A 23,125-nucleotide genomic window follows, 5' to 3' on the forward strand; every position below is an offset into this window, starting at 1 on the left:
ATCTCCCTTCTGGGGAGCCGCCGTTGGACCGGCGGCTCGCAGCGGGACGAACGTATGCGGTCATGCCGGTGGCGCGATGGACGGTTGTCCGTCGCGCCACCAGAAGGGGTGAACGGCCGTAACTTTCCCGCACCGGTAGCGTTCCGTCGCGCTATGGCGCCTCAGGGGCGCTCTTTCGCCACGGAGAGTACGGAGCGTGGGGAGTACGGAGCGTGCGGAAGACGGAGCGGCGGAAGTACCGTCCGGGTGCGTCAGGCCGCGGCGGGCTCCCCGCGGGCCTCCCGCCGCCGCGCGGCCGTCCGCGGATCCAGCGCGGGCACGGCGGCGAGCAGCCGTCGCGTGTACGGGTCCCGCGGCGATCCGTAGACCTCGGCCACCGGTCCCGACTCCACGATCCGGCCCTGCCGCATCACGGCGACCCGGTCGCTGACCTGTCGTACCACCGCGAGGTCGTGCGCGACGAACACCAGGGCGAGCCCCAGCTCCCGCTGCAACTCGGCGAGGAGCGCGGTCACCTGGGCCTGCGTCGTCACGTCCAGCGCCGAGACCGGCTCGTCGCACACGATGAGCCGCGGCTCGGCGGCGAGTGCCCGCGCGATGCCGACGCGCTGGCGCTGACCGCCGCTGAACTCGTGCGGAAAGCGGTCGTAGTGCGCCGGTTCGAGCCCCACGCGCTCCAGGAGCTCGCGCGCACGCCCCCGTACGGAGGCGTCGTCCTCGCCCCGCGCGCGCAGCGGGTCGGCGATGGACTCGCCGATGGAGCGGCGCGGGTTGAGCGAGGAGACGGGGTCCTGGAACACCATCTGCACGCCGGGGACCACCTTGCCGCCGGGCATCTCCGTACCCCCGTACCGGAGTTGCCCGGCGGTCGGCGCCAGCAGACCCACGAGCATCCGCCCGAGCGTGGTCTTGCCGCTGCCGCTCTCGCCCACGACGCCGAGGGTCTCCCCGCGGCGGACGGTGAGCGAGACGTCGTCGACGGCGGTGACCGCGCGCCGGCCGCGCCCGAACTCCCTGCGCAGTCCGGTGGCTTCGAGGACGACGTCGCCCGTCTCCTTCGCGGACCGGACCAGCGGCGCGTCCACGCGCGGCACGGCGCTCAGGAGTTCGCGCGTGTACGTCTCGCGCGGCGACCCGAGTACCTCGCCGACCGTCCCGCGCTCCACGGCACGGCCGCCCCGCATGACCAGGACCTCGTCGGCGCTCTCCGCCGCGACGCCCACGTCGTGGGTGACCAGGAGCAGGCCCATGCCGGTCTCGTCCCGCAGCGTGTGCAGCAGGTCGAGGATCTGGGCCTGGACGGTGACGTCGAGCGCGGTGGTCGGCTCGTCGGCGATCAGCAGCGCGGGCTCGCACGCCAGCGCCATGGCGATCAGGGCGCGTTGGCGCATGCCGCCGCTGAACTCGTGCGGGCGCGAGCGGGCGCGCCGGGCGGCGTCGGGGATGCCGACCCGGTCGAGCACCTCCACGGCACGCGCGCGTGCCGCCCGCCGGGACGCCCCGGTGTGCACGCGGTGCACCTCGGCGATCTGGTCGCCGACGCCGTAGTACGGGTCGAGGGAGGACAGCGGGTCCTGGAAGACCATCGCGGCCTTGCCGCCGCGCAGCCGCCGCAGCTCGACGTCGGACGCCTCCTGTACGTCGACGCCGTCGACCAGGACCGATCCGTCGACCCGCGCGCCGGTGCCCCGGTGGAGTCCGAGCAGCGCGGAGGCCACGGTCGACTTGCCGGACCCCGACTCGCCGACCAGGGCGAGCGCGCCGCCCGGCGCCAGCGTGAACGAGAGCCCGTCCACGGCCTTCACCCCGGAGGCGAACTCCACGGAGAGATCGGTGACTTGTACGAGACTCACGTCAGGACCACCCGTCGGTCGGCCAGCGCGTACAGCACGTCCGCGACGGCATTGGCGAGCACCACGAAGAAGCCGGTGACCATGACGAGGCCGACCACCACCGGCAGGTCGACGACCTTGACGGCGTGCACGAGTTCGCGCCCGATGCCGGGCAGCCCGAACAGCGTCTCGCTGAGCACGGCGCCCCCGAACATCGACCCGAAGTCGTTGGCGGTGAGCGCGATGACGGGTGCGACGGCGCCGCGCAGCGCGTGCTTCCCGACGATCGACCGCTCCCCCACGCCGTACGCGCGGAAGGTCCGCACGTGGTCGTCGGCGAGCGTCTCCAGCATCGAGGAGCGGGTCAGGCGCGCGTACTTGGCGGCCTCGATCAGCGCGAGCGACAGCCACGGCAGCAGGAGGTTCCACGCCCACTGCGTCGGGTCGTCCGTGAAGGGCACGTACTGCGGGAAGGGCAGCCACTGGAGCTGGCCGCAGACCACGATCATCAGCAGCAGGCCGATGACGAAGACGGGCGTGGCGGTGCCGGCGAGCGTGACGGCGGTGACCACGCGCTCGCTGAGCCGGCCGCGCCGCCAGGCGGAGAGGACCCCGCCGCCGACCCCGAGGATCAGCCACATGACCATCGCGCCGAGCGCCAGCGAAGCGGTGACCGGCAGCTTCGCCACGATCAGCGCGGTGACCTGCTGGTCGCTCTGGTAGGAGACGCCGAGGCAGGGGGCGGAGCAGTGCTCGGTGCCCGTGCCGGTGGAGTAGTCGTGGCCGGCGACGATGCCCTGGAGGAAGTCCCAGTAGCGGACGTACAGCGGGTCGTCGAGGCGCAGTTGCTCGGCGACCTGCTGGACCTGGGCGGGCGAGCAGCGCGGGCCGCAGGTGATCTGGGCGACGTCGCCGGGCGCGGCGTAGAACACCGCGTAGACGATCACCGAGATGGCGAGGAGGGTGACGACGGCGCCCACCAGGCGCCGCAGCAGGAAGCCGGTCATGCGCGGGCCTCCCGCTTGCGTCCCGTGCCGATCCTCAGCCGCGAGGCGGCCCGCGGGTCGAGCGCGGTGCGCACGCCGTCGCCGAGGACGGTGAGCGCGAACACGGTGACGAACAGCGCGCCCGCCGGGAACAGCAGGTACTGCGGCGCCGCCTGGTACCAGACGTCCGCGGCCGTGAGCATCTGTCCCCATGAAGGGGTGGGCGGCTGGACGCCCACGCCGAGGAAGGACAGGGCGGCCTCGACGGTGATGTTCATGGGGACGAGCAGCGCCGCGTAGGTGATGACGGGCGCGGCGAGCGCGGGCAGCAGTTCGCGCCGGGCGATGCGCAGGGTGCTCCAGCCGCTGAGCCGGGCGGCGGCGACGTGGTCGAGCTCCTTGAGCGTGACCGTCTGGGCGCGCACGATCTTGGCCATGTTGCCCCAGGCGACGAGCCCGATGACCAGGGCGACGAGCACCGGCCGCGGGAAGCCGCTGGGCACGACCGCCATCAGGGCGAGCGCGAGGACCACCAGCGGCAGGGCGATGATGACGTCGGTGGCGCGGCTGAGCGCCTGGTCCACCCAGCGGTTGCCGAGCCCGGCCGCGATGCCGACGGCGACACCGATGAAGACCTGCACGGCGGTCGCGGCGAGCGCGACGCCGAGCGAGACCCGGGCGCCGTACACGAGGCGGGCGAAGAGGTCGCGCCCGGTCTGCGGCTCGACGCCCAGCCAGTGCTCGCCGCTGATCCCGCCGAAGGAGCCGATCGGCACGCCGCCGCGCGCCGAGTCGATCAGATCCGGGTGGTACGTGGTGGGGTCCTGCCCCTCCAGGGCGGTGAGCAGCGGGGCGGCGAGCGCCACGAGGACGAGCAGGGCGACGACGCCCGCCGCGACGAGGGCGGCGCGCTGCTCGCGCAGCCGCCCCCGGAAGACGGAGCCGAACGTCACGACGACTTCACCGCGACCTGCGAGACGTCGAGGACACCGGTCCAGTCGCTGATGACGATGTTCTTGACGTCCTTGCCGTACAGGCGCTTGTAGACGGGGTGGAACAGCGGCACGGTCAGCGCCTTCTCGCCGATCTTCTTGTCGAGGGCGCCCCAGCGCGCGGCGGCGGCCTTGAGGTCGGTGAGCTTGTTGATCTCGTCGATCTCGTCGTTGACGGACTTGTCGTTCAGGAAGCCGGAGTTGAAGTTGTAGCCGTCCTCGACGATCTGGCGTCCGTCGAAGATGGGCGCGAGGAAGGGACCGCCGGAGGGCCAGTCGGCACCCCAGTGCGACAGGAAGAGACCGGGCTCCTTCTTGGCGCTGTGGACGGTGTCCTTGTAGTCGTTGTCTTCGAGTCCCTTGAGCTTGACGGTGATGCCGGCCTTCTTCAGGGCGTCCTGGAGGGCGGTGGCGATCTCCGGGCTGGTCTCGAAGTCCTTGGCGTTGGAGTGCACCAGGGTGACGGTGAGCCCGTCCTTGTACCCGGCCTCCTTCAGGAGCTCCTCGGCCTTCTTCGGGTTGCCGTTCTCGCCCGCCGGGAAGTGGTCGTACTTCGTGTAGCCGAAGGACTTCTGGTTGGGCAGATAGGTCGTGGCGGGCTCGGCGAGCGAGGAACCGCCGGCGGCGTTGATCACCGAGGAGCGGTCCACGGCGTACGAGATCGCCTGGCGCACCTTCGGGTCGTCGAAGGGCTTCACCTTCGGGTTGAAGGCCAGGTAGTTGGTGTAGCCGAAGTGGCCGGTGCCGACGTGGGCGGACGTGTCGTCCTTGCCGCCGAGCCGGGCGAGCTCGGCCGGGCCGAGGTTGGTGTCGGTGGTGACGGCGGCCGCGTCGTCGCCCTGGCTCGCGGAGAGCCGCTGGTTGATGACGGAGGAGTCGAGGCCGGAGCGCACGTCGATGACGTCCGGGTAGGCCTTGCGCTCCTCGTCGAGCTTCGGGGACCAGTGCGGGTTGCGCTCCAGGCGCAGCCGCTCGCCGTCGTTCTCGTTCTCGACGACCTTGTACGGGCCCGACGAGACCGGGTGCTCCTCGTACTTGGTTCCCTTGTCCTTGGCCTTGGGCACCGGCGTGAACTGGGTCTGCGTCGCGAGGTAGGGGAACTCGCCCTCGGGCTTGTTCAGGTGGAAGACGAGGGTGCGCTCGTCGGGCGTCTCGATCGACTCCAGACCCTTGCCGCTCTTGTCCTTGTAGGGGCCCTGGTACTTGTCGCCGCCGATGAGCCAGTCCCTCAAGTAGGGCGCGCCACCGCTGAGTTCGGCGGCGAAGGACCGCTCGATGCCGTACTTCACGTCCGCCGAGGTGATCGGCGAGCCGTCCTCGTACTTGAGGCCCTTCTTCAGGGTGTACGTCCACACGGTGGCGTTCTTGCTCGGCTTGCCGAGGTCCGTGGCGAGGTCGGGGACGACCTCGGCGCCCTGGGCGCCGTCCTCGCGGTTGCGGGTGGTGAGCGTGCGGAAGACGAGGCTCGGCACGTTGCCGCCGCCGGAGGTGTAGAGCCGCGCGGGGTCGAAGTCGGTCTGCGGGTCGCGGTTGAGGACGGTCAGGGTGCCGCCCTTGGCGGGCTTGCCGTCGCCGCCGGCGTCGTTGTCCTTCGGGCCCGCGCAGGCGGCGGCGCCCGAGGCCAGGACCAGGCTGACGGATGCCGCTGCCACACGGCGGGCTATGACGGACGATCGACGCATCGGAAGGAGACCTCTCGGGGGAACGCTGCGCATGCGGCAGCGGATCAGCAGGAATCGAGCGGAGGGCTCGCCCCGGAGAAGGCGCGGAAAGGGCAGCGGCGGACGGCTACCGGCAGCGGAAAGGGGCGGCCGGGGGCAGCAGCGGCTGAGGAAAGAGCGACGCACTCGCCGGGGCGGGCGTCAGCAACAGTGGATGTCGGCCACGCAGAGCGCGGTCACGCCGAACAGCGCCAGCTCAATGGCGGCGCTCGACGGGGCGTGACGGTTCGACATGCGCAGAAATATGAACGAACTTCCGACGGATGTCAAAGCGGTCACCGCGGTGACCGCACGGCCCGCCCGGCCCCCTGCCTCAACTCTTGGGGAAGGCCCAGGGGTTGGCCTTGCACTTGATCCCGTCGTGGTCGAGGAACTTGGTCTGCTGCTGCATGACGGGCGCGAGGTCGCCGTCCTTGGTGCAGTCCGTGTGGTTGAAGCCGAGCCGGTGCCCGACCTCGTGGTTGATCAACATCTGACGGTAGGGGTGGATGGCGTTGCCGAACTCCTTCTGGACGGCGTCGCCGTAGGTCTTCGCGCCCTGCGCCCACCGATAGGCGTTGACCATCACGCGTTCCGTCGCCGCGGAATCGCACGACACATTGTCCTGGGTCGTGTCGAGTCCGGATTTCGCGCACCAGACCGCGGTGGTTCCCGGACTCGCGAGCGTAATGACGAAATCGGGTTGCCCCGACGATATCCGCTCAAAAGTGCGGGCCTTCGCGTGGGCCCAACTCCGGTCGTCGTTCAGGGTCTTCTGCACGGCCTCCGCGAAGAGCTTGCCGTCCAGGCCGAGCCCCTTCTCGACGTCGACGCGATAGCGGAATTTCCGCCCCTTGCCGGGCGCCTTGTCGAATCCGGATATCGCCTCGAAATCGCCGGACGCCTTCAGCTTCGGGTCCAGCGGGTATTTCTCGCCCATCTTCTGGTCGTACGTCGCCGGCTTCGCGTCCTGCCCGTCGGCCGGCGTCGGCCGGCGGTCCGAGCGCGAGGCGGGGTCCTCGGTGTCGCGCACGCCGCCGCCGGGGGCGGCGCGGGTCTGCTCGTCCGGGTCGTCCGGCCCGTCGGCGACCTGGCCCGCCACGACCACGGCGAGCACGGTGGTCACGGCGGCGGCCGCGATGCCGGTGAAGGCACGGCCGCGACCGTTCTTCCGGCCGCCCTCGCGCTCGTCGTCCGCCGTGAACTCGCCGTCATCGGGGTCGAGTTCGTGCGCGTCGGCGTCGTCCCAGTCGGTGACGGAGGCGTACGGATCGCGGGGCGGCGGGGGCTGCGCGCCCGGCTTCGGCGCGCCCTCGGCGGAGGACCGCCCCTCGTCGGGGAAGGCCGCCATGTACTCCTGGCGGGGCCCGGGAATGCCGTACCCGGCGCCCGCGCGCGGACCGCCACCGGTCCCGGTGACCTCGCCCCAGCCGCCACCGGGCTCCCGCTGCTCGGGATGCCCGCCGCGGACGTGCGGCACACCGTGCGGCGGAGTCGCCCGGGGTATGCCGTGCGCGGGGGTACCGGCCGCGGGAGTGCCCTGTGCGGGGGTCCCGTGCGCGGGAGTCCCGCCCGCCCCCGGGGCGCGTCTGCGACGGCCGCTGCCGGGGCCCGGCTGCGGTCCCACACCGTGCGAAAGCGGTGTCCCCGAGGTGCTGCTGTTGTCAGGTGTCTCCGCCGGACCACGGCGGCTGTGACGTCCCACTCCCCGACTCAGCTCCCCACGGCCGTGCGCGCGCCGGAGGCGCTCGAACCGGCGGTGTCCACGAGCAGTTCACGGAAGGCCGTGGCCACGCTCTCCGGATACTCCATCATCGCCACGTGCCCGGCGTCGGGCAGCGTGAGCAGCCGCGAGTCGCGGAACGCGGCGGCGGCCTTGTGCGCCATGCGGTACGAGACGAGCAGATCGCGCCCGCCGTAGACGAGCAGGGTCGGCGCGAGCACCCGCTCGGCCTGCCGCCACAGCCCGTGCTGGCCGCCGAGCGTGTACGCGTTCACGATCCCGCGGGCCGAGCGGGCCATCGCGTCCCAGAAGTAGGGGAGCTGGAGCCTGCGCTCCATCTCCCGCACGGCCGCGCGGAACCCCTCCGGCGTCACCCGGCCCGGGTCGCCGTAACAGAGCCCCATGACGCCGCGCACCCGCTGCTCGGCCGTCCAGTCCTTGCTGAGCCGCGTGAAGAGGGCGGCGACGCCCGGCACCGCGAGCAGCCCCGTCGGCACCGCGGTGCGCTGCACCCGCAGCTCCGGCAGCGCGGGCGAGACCAGCGTCAGCGTCCGCACGAGGTCGGGGCGGACCGCGGCGACGCGCGTGGTGACGGCGCCGCCCAGGGAGTTGCCGAAGAGGTGGACGGGCCCGCGGGAGCGCGCGTCGAGATGGCGGATGACGGCGCGGGCGTGCCCGGTGACGGAGTAGTCGCCGTCGTCCGGCGGTGGGGAGTCCCCGAAGCCGGGCAGGTCGAGCGCCTCGCCGTCGACGACGTCCTCCAGGAGCGGCATCAGGGCCGACCAGTTCTGCGAGGAGCCGCCGAGCCCGTGCACGTACAGGGCGGGCGGAAGTCCGGGGCGGGCCGGCGGCCGGGACCGCACGCTCAGCGTGAGTCCGGGCAGGCCGACCGAGTCGAGCCGCTCCCCCTCCGCGACCGCCACGGCACCCGGCCTGGGCGCGACAGCGATGGCCGGCGGGTTCGGCAGCTCGGTCGAAGACATGCGGCAATGTTACGAGACGATCACGCGCTAGTTCACGTGTTCGCCGTCACAGATGACACATGAATCCCGGACCATCGCAGGCGGACCACGTAGCGCCGCGCCCGTACGTCTCCTACGCTCGAATACATGAGCGTCGATCCGACCGATCCCGACACCTTCGACCCGGAAGAGCCCGCGGCCGAGGCCGACGTCGAGGCCCCGGAGGCGGACGCGGCGGAGCAGCACGCCGACCTCGCCCCCAGCAGGGACGACTCCCTGGCCGACGCCGACCGCGACGCCGCCGCCGAGGGCGATCTCGCGGAGCAGGCCCGCGTCGTCAGCCTCGACGAGGACGACTACCGCTGAGCATCGGCGGGCACCCGGCACCGGGAGCCCGCCGAGCATCCGCGGGACAACCGGGGAGCACCGGCCCCGCCCTGACCGTATTTGCCCTGCTACGCGCCGTCGCGGAGCCCTTCTGCGCCGGTCCAGTCCGTGAAATTCTGCGCTCGCACCGCGCACATCACTGTTACCGAAAAGTACGATGGCGGCGCGGCGCACACCGCACATCGGACGATTTGGGAGGCGGCGTGACAGCCATCGAGCAGACAGAGGCGGCACGCCCGCGGGGCACACGCCTGCCGCGCCGTGCCCGACGCAACCAGCTCCTCGGGGCGGCCCAGGAGGTATTCGTCGCGCAGGGGTACCACGCGGCGGCGATGGACGACATCGCCGAGCGCGCCGGCGTCAGCAAGCCCGTGCTCTACCAGCACTTCCCGGGCAAGCTCGACCTGTACCTGGCCCTGCTCGACCAGCACTGCGAGTCGCTCCTCCAGTCCGTGCGCACGGCGCTCGCGTCCACCTCGGACAACAAGCTCCGCGTCGCGGCGACGATGGACGCCTACTTCGCGTACGTCGAGGACGAGGGCGGCGCCTTCCGCCTGGTCTTCGAGTCCGACCTGACGAACGAGCCCGCGGTCCGCGAGCGCGTGGAGCGCGTCACGCTCCAGTGCGCGGAGGCGATCTGCGAGGTCATCGCCGAGGACACCGGCCTGCCCAGGGACGAGGCGATGCTCCTGGCCGTCGGCCTCGGCGGGTACTCGCAGGTGGTCGCGCGGTACTGGCTCGCCAGCGGCAGCACCGTGCCGCGCGACACGGCGGTGCAGCTGCTCACGTCGCTCGCCTGGCGCGGCATCGCGGGCTTCCCGCTGCACGGCACCGAAGGACACTGAGCCCTCGCGCTTTTGTTCCCGTCCGGTGTTCGCTGACGGCGTGCACGGCCGCGGCCGTCGGCGTCCCCTCACCGGGCTAATGTGTGCTGGTACGGCGCGGACGGCCGCGCACAGACTGACCGTCGGAGGGACATAGCCGTGGAGGTCAAGATCGGCGTGCAGTACGCGCCCCGCGAGATCGTGCTGGAGAGCGGGCAGAGCCCCGCGGAGATCGAGCAGGCGGTGTCCGAGGCGCTGTCCGGCAAGTCGCCGCTGCTGAGCCTCGTGGACGAGCACGGCCGCAAGGTCCTGGTTCCGGCCGACCGCCTCGCGTACGTGGAGCTCGGGGAGCCGACCGCCCGCAAGGTGGGCTTCAGCGCCCTGTAGGACGCTCTGCCCGGATCGTGCAGAACGGCCCGGTGGTTGACCTCAACCACCGGGCCGTTCTTGTGCGTTGTACGGAGCGGGGCCGGTGCCGCCGGATCATGGAGGGTTGCGTTCCGGCCGCCTGGGGTAGACCGGCTACGACCGATTTGCACCTGGCCGCGAGGGAGGGCACCACCGTGATTCTGGAAGCGCTCGGCGCCACACTGCTCGGCCTCGCCCTGGCCTGGGCCGCCGCGCACCGACTGGGGCACCGGCTGCCCGCGCGCAGCCTCGTCCTGTCGACGGGCACCGCGGGCGCGCTCGTCGGCGCGTTCATCACACACATGGCACTCGGCCCCGGCCACGCCCCCGCGACCCTCGCGGGAGCCCTGGCCGTCTCCGTGGCCCTGCTGTCCCTCCTGCTCCGCCCCACCCGCCGCAGAATCCACCGCTCGGCACCGGCGTAGCACCCCGAAGGGGCGCGGGGCTGTGACACCTGCGGCTCCGCCGCGCGGGCGCGCACCCGATCGACGACGGGAGCGCCCCATAAGGGGCGCGGGGAACTGCGCGACAAGCCACGACGCACCCGCGGACGCCCCCGCGCGGAAGGCACCCTCACACAAAGGGCGCCCCCGAATCAGGCCGCCAGGCCCAACGCAGCCATCCGCTTGGTGTGCGCCTCGGTGATCCGCGAGAACATCCGCCCGACCTCCGCGAGGTCGAACCCGTCGGCGACGCCCCCGACCAGCATGGTCGACAGCGCGTCCCGGTCGGCGACCACCCGCTGCGACTGCGAAAGGGCCTCGCCCATCAGCCGCCGCGCCCACAGCGCGAGCCGCCCGCCCACGCGCGGGTCCGCGTCGATCGCGGCCCGCACCTTCTCCACGGCGAAGCTGGCGTGCCCGGTGTCGTCGAGGACGCCGAGCACCAGCTCGCGCGTATCGGCGTCGAGCCGGGCCGCGACCTCGCGGTAGAAGTCACTGGCGATCGAGTCGCCGACGTACGCCTTGACCAGGCCCTCCAGCCAGTCGGACGGCGCGGTCTGGCGGTGGAAGCCGTCGAGCGCGGCGACGAACGGCTCCATGGCCTCGGTCGGCTCCGCGCCGATCGCGGACAGCCGGTCCCTGAGCTGCTCGAAGTGGTGGAACTCCGCCGACGCCATCTTCGCCAGCTCCGCCTTGTCGCCGAGCGTCGGCGCCAGCTTCGCGTCCTCCGCGAGCCGCTCGAACGCCGCGAGCTCCCCGTAGGCGAGCGCGCCGAGCAGGTCGACGACGGCGGCGCGGTAGTGGGGCTCGGCGGAAGCTTTCGCCCAGTCCTGGGCGGCGACCCCGGTGGGCTCGGGGGTGGATTCAGCGGAAGTGTCAGGCGTCTCCATGAAGCGCACAATAGCCCGCCTGCCGTAAGGCGTAAGTCCCTGGTCAGTCACTGTGACGACGGCCATGTGACGAGTTCGCCGGACACGTATGCGAGATTCCGGGGTACAGTGGTAATGCGCCCGCCGAGTATTCGACGGGCCGTACGAATGAGGATGCCCGGTCGGTGGCCCGATCGGCTCCGACCCGACAGCCCTCCAGGCGGCACGCACAGGTGCGTGCGGCATGAGGAGGGAACCTCAGCGGTACGAGCGCTCGAGCGCCGGCAGTGGTCCCGCGCCCCCGGCCCGCCCCCCAAGCGGCCGGCGGTCCCGGCACGGTCACGACCCCCAGCGTTCGCCTCGCGCCGCGTCTCACAGAAGAGGCACTGCCCTGACTACGACTTTCCGAGAGCTCGGAATCCTTTCCGAGACGGCCGAGGCCCTTGAGGCCGTCGGCATCATCAACCCCTTCCCCATCCAGGAGATGACGCTCCCCGTCGCCCTTTCCGGCACGGACGTCATCGGCCAGGCCAAGACCGGCACCGGCAAGACCCTCGGCTTCGGGCTCCCGATCCTCGAGCGCGTCACCGTCCCCGCCGACGTGGAGGCGGGCCGCGCCAAGCCCGAGCAGCTGACCGAGGCGCCGCAGGCCCTCGTCGTCGTGCCCACCCGCGAGCTCTGCCAGCAGGTGACGAACGACCTCCTGACCGCCGGCAAGGCGCGCAATGTCCGCGTCCTCGCCATATACGGCGGCCGTGCCTACGAGCCGCAGGTCGAGGCGCTCAAGAAGGGCGTCGACGTCGTCGTCGGCACCCCGGGCCGGCTGCTCGACCTCGCGGGCCAGCGCAAGCTGGACCTCAAGCACGTCAAGTGCCTGGTCCTCGACGAGGCCGACGAGATGCTCGACCTGGGCTTCCTGCCCGACGTCGAGAAGATCATCAACATGCTTCCGGCGAAGCGCCAGACGATGCTGTTCTCGGCGACCATGCCGGGCGCCGTCATCGGCCTCGCCCGCCGCTACATGTCGCAGCCCACGCACATCCGCGCCACCGCGCCGGACGACGAGGGCGCGACCGTCGCCAACATCAAGCAGCACGTGTACCGCGCGCACTCCATGGACAAGCCGGAGATGGTCGCGCGCATCCTCCAGGCGGAGGGCCGTGGCCTGGCCATGATCTTCTGCCGTACGAAGCGCACGGCGGCCGACATCGCCGAGCAGCTGGAGCGCCGGGGCTTCGCCTCGGGCGCCGTGCACGGCGACCTCGGCCAGGGCGCGCGCGAGCAGGCGCTGCGCGCGTTCCGCAACGGCAAGGTGGACGTGCTCGTCTGCACCGACGTCGCCGCGCGCGGCATCGACGTCGGCGGCGTCACGCACGTCATCAACTACCAGTCCCCCGAGGACGAGAAGACGTACCTGCACCGCATCGGCCGCACCGGCCGCGCGGGCGCCTCGGGTACGGCGATCACGCTGGTCGACTGGGACGACATCCCGCGCTGGCAGCTGATCAACAAGGCGCTGGACCTGGGCTTCAACGACCCGGCCGAGACCTACTCCAGCTCGCCGCACCTCTACGAGGAGCTGGACATCCCGGTGGGCACCAAGGGTGTCCTGCCGCGCGCCGAGCGGACCCGTGCGGGTCTGGGCGCGGAGGAGATCGAGGACCTCGGCGAGACCGGTGGGCGCGGCCGTGGCGGCCGCTCCGGCGGTCGTGGCCAGGACCGTGACCGTTCGCGCGGGGGCGCCGCCTCCGCCGAGCGCGAGCGTCCCGCGCGCACGCCGCGCCGTCGTCGCCGCACGCGGGCCGGCAGCCCGCTGGACTCCACCGCGACGACCCCGGCCGCACCGGCCGAGACCACCGCTCCGGAGGCCGCTGCCGCCGCGCCCGTCGCCGAGGTGAGTGAGCCGCGCACGCCGCGTCGTCGCCGTCGCACCCGTGGTGGAGCGTCGGAGGCCCTGGCCACGGCCGAGGGCACGACGGTCGAGACCGAGGCTCCCGCTCCGGCCGCCGCCGAGGCCGAGGCCGAGGCTCCGGTCAAGAAGCCGCGTCGCCGCACCCGCAAGGCCGCGGAGACGGTCGCCGAGGCCGCGACCCCCGAGGCCACCGCGCCCGAGGCCGCCGCTCCGGAGGCCGACGCGGAGGCCCCGGCCGCCAAGCCGCGCCGCCGCACCCGCAAGCCCGCCGAGGCCGCCGAGGCCGCCGTCGCGACGGCGGAGGGCACGCCGGAGACGGCAGAGGCCGAGAAGCCCAAGCGCCGCACCCGCAAGAAGGCCGTCGCCGCGGTCGAGACCGCCGAGGCGGCCGTGCCGGACGTCGCGCCCGACGCCGAGGCGGAGAAGCCGAAGCGCCGCACCCGCAAGACGGCCGCGGCCAAGGTCGCCGAGGCCGCCGTGCCGGACGCGCCGGTGGACGCCGAGGCGGAGAAGCCCAAGCGCCGTACGCGCAAGACCGCGGCGGCCAAGGTCGCCGAGGCCGCCGTGCCGGACGTCGCGGCCGACGCCGAGGCCGAGAAGCCGAAGCGCCGCACCCGCAAGACCGCGGCGACGAAGGCCGTCGAAGCCGACGCCCCCGAGGCGGACGCCGAGAAGCCGAAGCGCCGTACGCGCAAGAAGGCCGTCGCCGAGGCCGAGATCCCGGCGCAGTCGACGGAGGAGCCGAAGCCCCGCCGTCGTACGCGCAAGGCCGCGGCCGCCCCGGCGGACACGGCCGAGGCCGAGGCCCCGGCGCCGCGTCGCCGCACGCGCAAGAAGGCGGAGCCCGTGGAGACCACGGAGGCCTGATCCTCCGGCCCGCCACGTCCGTCGAAGGCCCGCTCCCCCTCGGGAGCGGGCCTTCGCGCGTCGTACGGCTGTCCGTCGCCCCCACCACAGAAGGCCCGCCCCACCCGGGGCGAGCCTCCAGGCAGCACACCGCCTTCTCGCCGCGCCCAGAAGCACCGCCCTCCCCCAGAGCGAGACCCCCGGGCAGTACACGGCCCGGACACCGCCCACCCGGACAACCCGCTCTCCCAGAAGGCCACTCCCACCCGGGGTGGGCCCTCAGGGAGCACACCGCCGCGGACACCGCCCGGCCGTCCGTTAGCCTCGGCTCATGAGCAGGCCTCCGACGTTCGTGCCGCCCGCGTGCGCCACCGCGCGCACCCTCCGTACCGCCCGTGGCGACTTCGCCGTGCTCGACGCGGTCCCGGACGGCGGGGTCGCCGGGCGCGGGACCGTTCTGCTGCTGCCCGGGTTCACCGGCAGCAAGGAGGACTTCATCGCCCTCCTGGAACCGTTGACGCGTGCGGGCTACCGCGCGGTCACCGTGGACGGGCGCGGGCAGTACGAGACGGCGGGGCCGGACGACGAATCGGCCTACGCCCAGGGGGAGTTGGCGCGAGACGTGCTCGCCCAGGCCGAGGCGCTGACCGGGGAGCCCGGCGCGGGCCCGCGCCTCCACCTCCTGGGCCACTCGCTCGGCGGCCAGATCGCCCGCGCCGCCCTCCTCGTCGACCCCCGCCCCTTCGCCACGCTCACCCTCATGTCCTCGGGCCCCGCCGCGATCACCCCCGCCCAGCAGGCCCGCGCCACAATGCTGGCGGACGCCCTCGCGGTGCTCTCGATGGACGAGGTGTGGCAGGCGATGCAGGCGATGGAGCCGCCGCCCCCGCAGGAGGCGGCGACGGGAGCCGACGGGGACGCCGACGACGCCGAGGCCCTGCGCGCCCGCTGGCTGAAGCACAGCCCGGCCCAGCTCACCGCCACCGGCAGGCAGCTCTCCACGGAGCCGGACCGCGTGGCCGAGCTCGCCGCGCTGCCCCTGCCCAAGCACGTCGTCTCGGGCGAGCGCGACGACACCTGGCCGCTGCCGCTCCTGGACGACATGGCGGTACGGCTGCGCGCCCACCGCACGGTGATCCCCGGCGCCGAGCACTCCCCCAACACCGACCGCCCCGCCACGACGGCCGCGGCCCTGATCGACTTCTGGGACCGCCACTGAGCCCAGGACGGGATCAGGCCCCGCGGCTCAGTACTGCGCCTGGAGGTGGTCCCAGAACCCGTCCCGCAGCGCCCTGCGCAGGTCCGACTGCCCCCGCAGCGAGTACTGCAACAGGCGCTCCGCCTCCACCAGCAGCTCCTGGTCCACGGAGCCGGGCAGGTACGGATGGCCGGGCAGCAGCCCCACCAGCGCCTCGCGTCCGCGCGCCGAGAGCCACTTCGCGGCGATCTGCGCGCCGACGAACCGGACGTCCTCGCGGGAGGGGCGCTGCGCGGTCGCGCCCGCCTCGTACGTCGTGACGGCGCGGCGCGTGACGTACGGCTTGAAGAACTCCAGGTCGAACGTGCGCTGGCTGTCGACCTCCCACAGCAGCGGCTCCGCCTGGTTGCGGCCCTCGGCCGCCTCGATGCCCCACAGGTGGACCCGCGCGCCGTACCCCTGCGCGGCCTCGACCGCCGAGACCAGGTCCTCGTCGCCGCCGATGAGCGCCGCGTCGCTGATGGCGCGGTGTCTGGCCAGGGACTCCAGGTCGCTGCGGATCAGCGAGTCGACGCCCTTCTGCTGGTTGTTGGCGTTGAGGTTGCCGAGCCTGACCTTGACGTCGGGCAGCTCGGCGATCGACTGCTGTTCGGTGGTGTGGATGCGCCGCCTGGCCCCGTCGTACCAGTAGACGCGCAGCAGCCTGCTGTCCGCGAAGATCGTGCGGGCCTTGTCGATGAGCGCCTCGATCAGGCCCTCGGCGTCGAGGTCGAAGGCCCGCCGGTCCTCGGTGCCGGCGGCGAGCCGGCCCGCGGCCGCGTACAGGTACCCGGCGTCGACGAAGATCGCGTGGGTGGACGGTGTCTTCGCCACCTCGGCGAGCACGCGTTCGAGCAGGCCGTTGGCGCGCTCCAGCTGTGCGCTGATGTCGGCTGCGCTGGGGTCGGCGGTGCCGGGGTCGACCGGGCTGTGATCGGCGTCATTCATAGGGAACCCAGTGTCCCGCCGGTCACGCAGCGAACACAACCGGTCCCGCTACCCACGAGTAATTAGGTACTCGAAAAATTTCTTTAGCGTAGGGAATGTTTGCAGGGGGCAACTCGTTGTACCCATCGGAACCACAGAAGTTGTTCGGAACCACAGCAGTTCTCCTTCAGGAGGATGACCAGACGAAGGGAGAAGCCTCATGCGCTTCGAAATCATGCGACTCGACGACGTCGACGGCACCGCCGTGGACAGCACCGTCGTGGACGCCGCCTCCGTCAACCGGATCGTGCAGCAGGCCGCAGCGATCGGCCAGCGCATCTACATCCGCCCGGCCGAAGCCACGGCCTCGTAACGCACACGTCGAAGGGCCCCCGTACGCATCCGTACGGGGGCCCTTCGTGTGCGCGGTGCGGACCGGCGCGGCTCAGCCGCCCTTGATCACCTGCGTCACGCCGTTGATGATCTGCTGCACCGCGATGGCGGACAGCATCATGCCCGCGAGCCGCGTCACGAGCACCACGCCGCCGTCCTTGATGACGCGGATGATCAGCAGCGAGTAGCGCATCACCAGCCACAGCACCACGTGCATCGCGACGATCGCCGACCACACGGAGATCTGCGTACCGACGCTGTCGGCGTCCTGGACGGCCAGGATGACGGAGACGATCGCGCCGGGCCCGGCGAGCAGCGGCATGCCGAGCGGCACGAGCGCGACGTTGACGTCCTTGGTCTGCTTCGGCTCGTCCGTCTTGCCGGTCAGCAGGTCGAGCGCGATGAGCAGCAGCAGGAGCCCGCCCGCGATCATCAGCGCGGGCACGGACACGTGCAGGTAGTTGAGGATCTGGTGGCCCACCAGACCGAAGACCGAGATCACGCCGAAGGCGACACAGACGGCCTGGAAGGCCATGCGCTGCTGCACCTTGGCGGGGCGGCCCGCGGTCAGGCCGAGGAAGATCGGCGTGATCCCGGGGGGGTCCATGATCACGAAAAGGGTGAGAAAGAGGGATCCGAAGACGGCGACGTCGAACACAGTGATGGCCTTGCAGAGAGTCGTACGAAGGCGGCGCGGCGGGCGGCGCCGGGCACGCGGCACGGCGGCCACCGCCACGCGACCGTGGAGTGGTGAGGTGAAGTGGGAGGGGGCGCGGGACGGCGCGGGCCGTCAGGCGGCCGGGCTTCCGCCCGCCCCGGGCACGGGGAACGCCCCGGTCGCCCGGCGCGTGATCTCGCCGTAGATCTCGGGGTCGGTGGTGAACTCGCCGAGCCCGCACGTCTTGCGGCTGCCGTGGTAGTCGCTGGACCCGGTGGCCAGGAGGCCGAGGTCGGCCGCCAGTCCGCGCAGCCGGGCACGGGTCTCGGGCGCGTGGTCCATGTGGTCGGCCTCGATGCCGTCGAGACCCGCGGCGGCGAGCGCGGCTATCGCGGCCTCGGGCACGACCTGGCCGCGCTTGACGGCGGCGGGGTGCGCGAAGACGGTCACGCCGCCGGCCGCCTTGACCAGGCGGATCGCGTCGAAGGGGTCGAGCTCGTGCTTCTCGGCGTATGCGCGGCCGCCGTCGGCGAGCCACTCGGGCGTGAAGGCGTCGGAGACGGTGGGCACGACGCCCAGCTCGACGAGCGCCTCGGCGATGTGCGGACGGCCGACCGAGCCGTCGCCGGCGATGCGCGCGACCTGCTCCCAGGTCACCGGCACGCCCAGTGCCCGCAGCTTGCCGACCATCGTCTTGGCGCGCGGCACGCGGTCGTCGCGCACCAGCTCGCGCTCGCGGGCGAGCTCCGGCTCCTCGGGGTCGAAGAGATACGCCAGCATGTGCAGGCCCACGCCGTCGAGGCGGCAGGAGAGCTCGGCGCCGGTGACGAGGGTCAGTCCGGCGGGCAGGGCGTCGATGGCCTCCGCGTATCCCCGGGTGGTGTCGTGGTCGGTCAGCGCGACGACGTCGAGTCCGGCGGCGGCGGCGTTGCGCACCAGCTCGGCCGGGGTGTCCGTGCCGTCGGAGGCGGTGGAGTGGGTGTGCAGATCGATGCGCACGCTGCGTACTCCAGGCTCTGACGGGGCGACATAAGGGGACGCTCAAGGATAACGGGACTCGAACGCTCCCCCGGCCGCCACGGACGAGGCGTCGCTCACGGCCCCGGCGTCACTCACCGGCAAGGCGGCACCCGCGAACGAGCCCGGCCCCGCACGGGCGCGGGGCCGCGTCGGAGGCCACCGGCGGCCGTCACGGCGTGAGCAGCCGCGGCGACAGCGCGCCGCACGGCAGCAGGTCCACCTCCGCGCCCGCGTCCCGCAGGTCGGTGAGGACCAGCTCGTCGTACATGAGAAGCCCCGACTGCTCCGGCCACGCGATGGCCCACAGCCACAGGCCGCGCGCCTCGCCCGCGAAGACGGCCCGGTCGTCCGGCGCCCCGGAGACGTGCCACATCGGCGTCGGCCGCCCGGCGGCGAGGACCTTGGCCTGCGGCGGCTTCTCGACGCTCATGTGCGGGCCCGGGTCGGGGCCGTCGATGCCGGCGTACCGCGCGCCGAGGCCGACGCCCAGCTCCTCGGCGACGAGCACCAGCTCACCGCCGCCGCCGAGCGGCGCGGGCCCGGAGCAGGCCACCGCGGTCGCGCGTCCGCCGCTCCGGTCGTCGCCCGCACAGGCCACGCCCGTGAACAGCCAGCCCACCGGCAGGGGCCACGGCATCCACACCGGAACCTGCGCGCGGTGCACCACGACCTGGAGGGCCTCGACGCTGGGCGGGATCACGGGTTGCAGCGGGTGCACGGTGCCGTGCACGTCGCACTGCCAGGAGTCGGCAAAGAGGCCGGGAGCCCTGACCCGGCCACCACACTTCGGGCAACTGGGTTCGCCCCTCATAGCGCCCAACGGTCCTCCCTGGTCGCCGCCCCGTCAAGGACGATCACCCGTCCGGTGGCGCTGTCACCAGGCAAAACTACGTGTAGCTTGCATCTTTTAGGCTTCCTAACTTAATATGTGTATACGTCAACGACCTCTGTGGAAGCAGTGAAGGAGCGGCTGTATGAACAGCAGCAGCACAGGAGGCCCCTCCGAAGGGGACCCGTTCGACGCGGGAGCGGGCAGCATCCTGCGTCAGCCCAAGGCCGTGTGGGCCACGGCGGGCGCGTCCGTCGTCGCCTTCATGGGCATCGGACTCGTCGACCCGATCCTGCCCTCCATCGCCAAGGGCCTGGACGCGAGCGCCAGCCAGGTCTCCCTCCTCTTCACCTCGTACTTCCTGATCACCGCCGTCGCGATGCTGGTGACCGGGTTCGTCTCCAGCCGCATCGGCGGCAAGAAGACGCTGCTGCTCGGGCTCGCGCTCGTCGTGGTCTTCGCCGGCCTGTCCGGCACCTCGGGCTCGGTCGGCGAGCTCGTCGGGTTCCGGGCCGGCTGGGGGCTCGGCAACGCGCTCTTCGTCTCGACCGCCCTCGCCGTCATCGTCGGCGCCGCGGCCGGCGGCAGCGCCGCCGCGATCCTGCTGTACGAGTCGGCACTCGGCCTCGGCATGGCGTGCGGCCCGCTGGTCGGCGCACTGCTCGGCGACGCCAGCTGGCGCTACCCCTTCTTCGGCACCGCTGCGCTGATGGCGATCGGCTTCCTCTGCATCACGGCGTTCCTCAAGGAACAGCCCAGGCCCGCGAAGAAGACCTCGCTGCTCGACCCGATCAAGGCGCTCGGCCACGGCGGACTCGCCTCCGCCGCCGCCTCGGCGTTCTTCTACAACTACACGTTCTTCACCGTGCTGGCCTTCACGCCGTTCGTGCTGGACATGACGCCCTACAAGTCGGGCGCGGTCTTCTTCGCCTGGGGCGTGCTGCTCGCCGTCTTCTCGGTGCTCGTCGCGCCGCGGCTTCAGGAGCGGTTCGGCTCGCTGAAGGTGCTGGGCGGCTCGCTGGTGCTGCTCGCCGTGGACGTCCTGGTGCTCGGGTACGGCAACCACACCGCGGCCGTCGTCTGCACCATCCTGTCCGGCGCCTTCATCGGCGTGAACAACACCGTCTACACCGAGCTCGCCCTCGGGGTCTCCGACGCGCCGCGCCCGGTGGCCAGCGCCGGCTACAACTTCGTGCGCTGGTTCGCCGCGGCCGCCGCGCCGTTCTTCGCGCCGAAGATCGAGGAGTGGAGCAACATCCACATCCCGTTCGTGGTCGCGGCCGTCACCGCGGTGCTCGGCGCCGCCGTCGTCTGGGTCCGCAGGAGCGCACTCACGCACGACGCCGAGGAGCTGGAGCCGCGGCACGCCACGGAGGACGGCGTCGCCGTCTTCGCCAACTGAAGCGGCCCGTAAGGGACTTCAGTCCAGGGACACGGACTTGCGCAGCGGATCGCGCAGGTCCGTGCCGCTGTTCAGCCAGCGCTCCTGGAGGGCCGCCGCGCCGTGCACCCGCTTCCACGCCGCCTCGTTCGGCGTCATGGGGAGCAGCGGCAGGAACCGCACGGGCTCCATCGGCGCGTCCAGGTCCAGGTCCTCGACCAGGCCGCCGGACTCCGCGACCAGGACCGAGGTGAACGGCGCGCCGGGCCACAGCGGTTCGCCCACGTCCAGCGAGGCGCCGGGCGCCACGATCAGGCCCTCGACCTGAGGTGCGGCGGCCAGGACGGCGAGCGGGCGCAGCACCTTGTCCGTGTCGGCGAGACCCCCTCGTACCGACAACACCAGTTCCGCGCGCGGGCCCTTGACCGGGTCGGCGAGCGCCGCGGTCGGGTCCGTCATCGGCTGGGCCGACATACCGAGGGTGGCGTAGCGCACCACGTCGCCGTCCGTGAAACGCAGCACTTCGAAACGGTCGGTGCCGAGGAAGGTCACCGCGGCGCGCGCGTCCGGTTCCCCCAGGCCAGTGCGGAGGCGGGCCTCGACCAGAGCAAGAACTTCTCCCATGGCGCGAGCATAGAACCCGAAGGGAACGGGTAAGGGGTGAGGTCGCTTCTTCAGTTCGACTGATAGTCTTGGCCGCTGGTCGGGGCAGCACGCCAAGCGTCGCTTTCGAGCCCCTGACCGCGAGACCGTCCCCCACAGCGGGGATGAGACGTCCCTTACGGGGGACCGGCCGGAGGAGGTGGGGCTGCAATGGACCGAAGTCGACCGTGCAGTACCACCCGCTCTTCCGGCAGCTGAGCCGCAGCTCCGCTTCCCGCACAGCCGCACGACGGAAGAGCGCTTCATTTCCGCCTGATCTGTCTGATCTGTATCAGCAGTGAAGTCGCCCCGCGACGGTGCGGTGCTCCCCGCTTTGTGGACGTGCAGAGGTCCCGCAGTCAGGACGTCCTCATTCCGGGCAGCGCCGAATCCGGTTCGGTCACGGTGGCTTCACGCCCGCGAAGGAGCCTGCCCATGTCGATGATCCGTGACCTTCGTGCCGCCGTCCGCCCCTCGCTCCGCAAGGACGGCGCCCCGTACCCCTCCTCCTCGTACGACACCTACGACGCGACCCGCGACGCCGCGTCCGCCGTCGTCGACTGCGCCGTCTACCGCGACGGGCGCCGCATGGAGTGCGCCGACGCCCTCACCCCGCACGAGGCGATGCTCGAAGTGCGCCGCGAGGGCGGCTTCGCCTGGATCGGCCTGCACGAGCCGACCGAGGCCGAATTCGCCGGTATCGCGGCCGAGTTCGGGCTGCACCCCCTCGCCGTCGAGGACGCGGTGCACGCGCACCAGCGGCCCAAGCTGGAGCGGTACGACGACACCCTCTTCACCGTCTTCAAGACCATCCACTACGTCGAGCACGACGAACTCACCGCCACCAGCGAGATCGTGGAGACCGGCGAGGTGATGTGCTTCACCGGCCGGGACTTCTTCATCACCGTGCGGCACGGCGGGCACGGCTCGCTGCGCGCCCTGCGCCGCCGCCTCCAGGAGGACCCCGAGCTGCTCGGCAAGGGCCCCTCCGCCGTCCTGCACACCATCGCCGACCACGTCGTCGACGGGTACCTCGCGGTCGCCGACGCGATGCAGGACGACATCGACGACGTGGAGAGCGAGGTGTTCTCCGCGCCGAGCAAGGGCAAGGGCTCCGCGCGCGGCGTCGACGCCGGACGGATCTACCAGCTCAAGCGCGAGGTCCTGGAGTTCAAGCGGGCCGTCTCGCCGCTGCTCCGCCCGATGCTGCTGCTCAGCGAGCGGCCGATGCGCCTGGTCGACCCCGACATCCAGAAGTACTTCCGTGACGTCGCCGACCACCTCACGCGCGTCCAGGAGCAGGTCATCGGCTTCGACGAGCTGCTCAACTCGATCCTCCAGGCCAACCTCGCGCAGGCCGCCGTCGCGCAGAACGAGGACATGCGCAAGATCACCTCGTGGGCGGCGATCATCGCCGTGCCGACGGCCGTCTGCGGCGTGTACGGCATGAACTTCGACCACATGCCCGAGCTGCACTGGCGGTACGGCTACCCGATGGTGCTCGCCCTCATCGGCGGCGTCTGCTTCGCGATCCACCGGACCCTGAAGCGCAACGGCTGGCTGTGACCACCCGTCGGCAGTGACCCCGCGTCGGCCGTCACCCCACTCGGTAGGCTGCCCGCATGACTGCTGACTCGCTGCTCGGCCGCGCCCTCATCGAGGAGGCCACCAAGAAGTCCGGCCTCATCTGGGTCGAGGGCACCGGGCCCGCGCGGGCGCTGTGGCACGTCTGGCACGAGGGCGCCGCGCATCTCGTCGGCGACGGCCCCGGCGAGCAGCCCCTGCCGGGGCTCGTCGACGGGGAGCGCGCCGAGGTCACCGTGCGCAGCAAGGACAAGGGCGGCCGTGTGGTCGCCTGGACCGCCGTGGTGAGCGAGCTGGCGCCCCGCTCCGAGGAGTGGGAGGCGGCGGTCGCCGAGCTCAAGGGGAAGCGGTTGAACGCGGTGGACGCGGAGCGGGTCACCGAGCGGTGGGCCGAGCAGTGCCGGGTCCTTCGGCTCGCCCCGCTCGACGCGCTGACGGATCTCCCCGAGGGGTCCTTGGCCGCCGCGCCGTTGCCCAGTGCGGCGACCACGCGGATGCCGGTGCCCGCGGGGCTGCCCCGGCTGCTGTTCAAGCGCAAGCGCCGCTGAGGCCCGTGCCCCTCACGGGGCT

General features: G+C 72.2%; 23 protein-coding genes. 10 read left to right on the forward strand and 13 right to left on the reverse strand.

Annotated features, from left to right (window positions below; all coding sequences use genetic code 11):
• Positions 1-251 precede the first annotated feature (251 nt).
• The 7 genes from AB0L89_RS12530 to AB0L89_RS12560 all read right to left on the reverse strand — a co-directional run bounded on the left by AB0L89_RS12530 (position 252) and on the right by AB0L89_RS12560 (position 8,216).
• Complete coding sequence (locus tag AB0L89_RS12530; RefSeq protein WP_365138721.1) at positions 252-1,853, reverse strand: ABC transporter ATP-binding protein; 1,602 nt, start codon at positions 1,851-1,853, stop codon at positions 252-254.
• Positions 1,850-2,839 (reverse strand): ABC transporter permease, encoded by a 990-nt coding sequence (locus tag AB0L89_RS12535; protein ID WP_365138724.1) that lies wholly within the window; start codon positions 2,837-2,839, stop codon positions 1,850-1,852. The genes AB0L89_RS12530 and AB0L89_RS12535 overlap by 4 nt, the downstream gene beginning before the upstream one ends.
• Positions 2,836-3,771: an ABC transporter permease gene (locus tag AB0L89_RS12540; protein ID WP_365138727.1), complete on the reverse strand. Its 936-nt coding sequence runs from the start codon at positions 3,769-3,771 to the stop codon at positions 2,836-2,838. The genes AB0L89_RS12535 and AB0L89_RS12540 overlap by 4 nt, the downstream gene beginning before the upstream one ends.
• Positions 3,768-5,492: an ABC transporter substrate-binding protein gene (locus AB0L89_RS12545; protein WP_365138730.1), complete on the reverse strand. Its 1,725-nt coding sequence runs from the start codon at positions 5,490-5,492 to the stop codon at positions 3,768-3,770. The genes AB0L89_RS12540 and AB0L89_RS12545 overlap by 4 nt, the downstream gene beginning before the upstream one ends.
• 180 nt (positions 5,493-5,672) lie before the next feature.
• Positions 5,673-5,765: an Ms4533A family Cys-rich leader peptide gene (locus tag AB0L89_RS12550; protein ID WP_324964634.1), complete on the reverse strand. Its 93-nt coding sequence runs from the start codon at positions 5,763-5,765 to the stop codon at positions 5,673-5,675.
• 79 nt (positions 5,766-5,844) lie between these two features.
• Entirely contained in the window at positions 5,845-7,215 is a 1,371-nt protein-coding gene (locus AB0L89_RS12555; RefSeq protein ID WP_365138733.1) for a DUF3152 domain-containing protein, read from the reverse strand.
• 8 nt (positions 7,216-7,223) lie between these two features.
• Complete coding sequence (locus AB0L89_RS12560) at positions 7,224-8,216, reverse strand: alpha/beta hydrolase (protein WP_365138736.1); 993 nt, start codon at positions 8,214-8,216, stop codon at positions 7,224-7,226.
• A 126-nt stretch (positions 8,217-8,342) separates the two neighbouring features.
• Here AB0L89_RS12560 and AB0L89_RS12565 point away from each other — a divergent pair, with 126 nt between their 5' ends.
• From AB0L89_RS12565 to AB0L89_RS12580, 4 genes are all read left to right on the forward strand, one after another.
• Positions 8,343-8,561 (forward strand): hypothetical protein, encoded by a 219-nt coding sequence (locus AB0L89_RS12565; RefSeq protein WP_365138739.1) that lies wholly within the window; start codon positions 8,343-8,345, stop codon positions 8,559-8,561.
• A gap of 224 nt (positions 8,562-8,785) precedes the next feature.
• Positions 8,786-9,427: a TetR/AcrR family transcriptional regulator gene (locus AB0L89_RS12570; protein ID WP_365138742.1), complete on the forward strand. Its 642-nt coding sequence runs from the start codon at positions 8,786-8,788 to the stop codon at positions 9,425-9,427.
• A gap of 138 nt (positions 9,428-9,565) precedes the next feature.
• Positions 9,566-9,793 carry a DUF3107 domain-containing protein gene (locus AB0L89_RS12575; protein ID WP_365138745.1) on the forward strand — a complete coding sequence of 76 codons (228 nt, stop codon included), beginning with the start codon at positions 9,566-9,568 and terminating at the stop codon, positions 9,791-9,793.
• A gap of 176 nt (positions 9,794-9,969) precedes the next feature.
• The gene (locus tag AB0L89_RS12580; protein ID WP_365138748.1) at positions 9,970-10,239 is read left to right on the forward strand and encodes a hypothetical protein; all 270 of its coding nucleotides are present in this window, start codon (positions 9,970-9,972) and stop codon (positions 10,237-10,239) included.
• 170 nt (positions 10,240-10,409) lie between these two features.
• Here AB0L89_RS12580 and AB0L89_RS12585 read toward each other — a convergent pair whose 3' ends face one another.
• Positions 10,410-11,147 (reverse strand): ferritin-like fold-containing protein, encoded by a 738-nt coding sequence (locus AB0L89_RS12585; protein WP_365138751.1) that lies wholly within the window; start codon positions 11,145-11,147, stop codon positions 10,410-10,412.
• Positions 11,148-11,610: 463 nt separating this feature from the next.
• On the opposite strand from AB0L89_RS12585, the gene AB0L89_RS12590 reads away from it, so the two are divergent.
• Together AB0L89_RS12590 and AB0L89_RS12595 are read left to right on the forward strand one after the other, a co-directional pair.
• On the forward strand, positions 11,611-13,905 hold the full coding sequence (locus AB0L89_RS12590; protein ID WP_365138754.1) for a DEAD/DEAH box helicase: 2,295 nt from the start codon (positions 11,611-11,613) through the stop codon (positions 13,903-13,905).
• A 310-nt stretch (positions 13,906-14,215) separates the two neighbouring features.
• Positions 14,216-15,103 carry an alpha/beta hydrolase gene (locus AB0L89_RS12595; protein ID WP_365138756.1) on the forward strand — a complete coding sequence of 296 codons (888 nt, stop codon included), beginning with the start codon at positions 14,216-14,218 and terminating at the stop codon, positions 15,101-15,103.
• A gap of 27 nt (positions 15,104-15,130) precedes the next feature.
• On the opposite strand, the gene AB0L89_RS12600 is transcribed toward AB0L89_RS12595, so the two are convergent.
• Entirely contained in the window at positions 15,131-16,069 is a 939-nt protein-coding gene (locus tag AB0L89_RS12600) for an NYN domain-containing protein (RefSeq protein ID WP_365138758.1), read from the reverse strand.
• 199 nt (positions 16,070-16,268) lie between these two features.
• Here AB0L89_RS12600 and AB0L89_RS12605 point away from each other — a divergent pair, with 199 nt between their 5' ends.
• Positions 16,269-16,421 carry a hypothetical protein gene (locus AB0L89_RS12605; protein WP_167357870.1) on the forward strand — a complete coding sequence of 51 codons (153 nt, stop codon included), beginning with the start codon at positions 16,269-16,271 and terminating at the stop codon, positions 16,419-16,421.
• A 72-nt stretch (positions 16,422-16,493) separates the two neighbouring features.
• Here AB0L89_RS12605 and AB0L89_RS12610 read toward each other — a convergent pair whose 3' ends face one another.
• The 3 genes from AB0L89_RS12610 to AB0L89_RS12620 all read right to left on the reverse strand — a co-directional run bounded on the left by AB0L89_RS12610 (position 16,494) and on the right by AB0L89_RS12620 (position 18,930).
• Positions 16,494-17,099, reverse strand: a complete 606-nt coding sequence (locus AB0L89_RS12610; RefSeq protein ID WP_362328439.1) for a MarC family protein — start codon at positions 17,097-17,099, stop codon at positions 16,494-16,496.
• A 132-nt stretch (positions 17,100-17,231) separates the two neighbouring features.
• Positions 17,232-18,098, reverse strand: coding sequence for a PHP domain-containing protein (locus AB0L89_RS12615; RefSeq protein WP_365138761.1), 867 nt, complete (start codon positions 18,096-18,098; stop codon positions 17,232-17,234).
• A 190-nt stretch (positions 18,099-18,288) separates the two neighbouring features.
• A complete protein-coding gene (locus tag AB0L89_RS12620; protein ID WP_365138764.1) occupies positions 18,289-18,930 on the reverse strand; it encodes a DUF6758 family protein in 642 nt (213 codons plus the stop codon).
• Positions 18,931-19,093: 163 nt separating this feature from the next.
• Between AB0L89_RS12620 and AB0L89_RS12625 the strand changes: the two genes are divergently transcribed.
• Entirely contained in the window at positions 19,094-20,350 is a 1,257-nt protein-coding gene (locus AB0L89_RS12625; protein ID WP_365138767.1) for an MFS transporter, read from the forward strand.
• An 18-nt stretch (positions 20,351-20,368) separates the two neighbouring features.
• On the opposite strand, the gene AB0L89_RS12630 is transcribed toward AB0L89_RS12625, so the two are convergent.
• Entirely contained in the window at positions 20,369-20,953 is a 585-nt protein-coding gene (locus AB0L89_RS12630; RefSeq protein WP_365138770.1) for a suppressor of fused domain protein, read from the reverse strand.
• Positions 20,954-21,406: 453 nt separating this feature from the next.
• Between AB0L89_RS12630 and AB0L89_RS12635 the strand changes: the two genes are divergently transcribed.
• Positions 21,407-22,537, forward strand: coding sequence for a magnesium and cobalt transport protein CorA (locus tag AB0L89_RS12635; RefSeq protein WP_365138772.1), 1,131 nt, complete (start codon positions 21,407-21,409; stop codon positions 22,535-22,537).
• A gap of 56 nt (positions 22,538-22,593) precedes the next feature.
• The gene (locus AB0L89_RS12640) at positions 22,594-23,103 is read left to right on the forward strand and encodes a hypothetical protein (protein ID WP_365138775.1); all 510 of its coding nucleotides are present in this window, start codon (positions 22,594-22,596) and stop codon (positions 23,101-23,103) included.
• Positions 23,104-23,125: the final 22 nt, after the last annotated feature.

The organism is Streptomyces sp. NPDC052114 (assembly GCF_040680155.1).
In the GTDB taxonomy this organism is placed as follows: domain Bacteria; phylum Actinomycetota; class Actinomycetes; order Streptomycetales; family Streptomycetaceae; genus Streptomyces.

Bases quoted from the DNA above. Each gene is read 5' to 3' on its own strand.
- AB0L89_RS12535 (WP_365138724.1), bottom strand. From the start codon at position 2,839: ATGACCGGCTTCCTGCTGCGGCGCCTGGTGGGCGCCGTCGTCACCCTC.
- AB0L89_RS12545 (WP_365138730.1), bottom strand. From the start codon at position 5,492: ATGCGTCGATCGTCCGTCATAGCCCGCCGTGTGGCAGCGGCATCCGTC.
- AB0L89_RS12550 (WP_324964634.1), bottom strand. From the start codon at position 5,765: ATGTCGAACCGTCACGCCCCGTCGAGCGCCGCCATTGAGCTGGCGCTG.
- AB0L89_RS12560 (WP_365138736.1), bottom strand. From the start codon at position 8,216: ATGTCTTCGACCGAGCTGCCGAACCCGCCGGCCATCGCTGTCGCGCCC.
- AB0L89_RS12565 (WP_365138739.1), top strand. From the start codon at position 8,343: ATGAGCGTCGATCCGACCGATCCCGACACCTTCGACCCGGAAGAGCCC.
- AB0L89_RS12585 (WP_365138751.1), bottom strand. From the start codon at position 11,147: ATGGAGACGCCTGACACTTCCGCTGAATCCACCCCCGAGCCCACCGGG.
- AB0L89_RS12590 (WP_365138754.1), top strand. From the start codon at position 11,611: ATGACGCTCCCCGTCGCCCTTTCCGGCACGGACGTCATCGGCCAGGCC.
- AB0L89_RS12595 (WP_365138756.1), top strand. From the start codon at position 14,216: ATGAGCAGGCCTCCGACGTTCGTGCCGCCCGCGTGCGCCACCGCGCGC.
- AB0L89_RS12600 (WP_365138758.1), bottom strand. From the start codon at position 16,069: ATGAATGACGCCGATCACAGCCCGGTCGACCCCGGCACCGCCGACCCC.
- AB0L89_RS12605 (WP_167357870.1), top strand. From the start codon at position 16,269: ATGCGCTTCGAAATCATGCGACTCGACGACGTCGACGGCACCGCCGTG.
- AB0L89_RS12620 (WP_365138764.1), bottom strand. From the start codon at position 18,930: ATGAGGGGCGAACCCAGTTGCCCGAAGTGTGGTGGCCGGGTCAGGGCT.
- AB0L89_RS12625 (WP_365138767.1), top strand. From the start codon at position 19,094: ATGAACAGCAGCAGCACAGGAGGCCCCTCCGAAGGGGACCCGTTCGAC.
- AB0L89_RS12630 (WP_365138770.1), bottom strand. From the start codon at position 20,953: ATGGGAGAAGTTCTTGCTCTGGTCGAGGCCCGCCTCCGCACTGGCCTG.
- AB0L89_RS12635 (WP_365138772.1), top strand. From the start codon at position 21,407: ATGTCGATGATCCGTGACCTTCGTGCCGCCGTCCGCCCCTCGCTCCGC.
- AB0L89_RS12640 (WP_365138775.1), top strand. From the start codon at position 22,594: ATGACTGCTGACTCGCTGCTCGGCCGCGCCCTCATCGAGGAGGCCACC.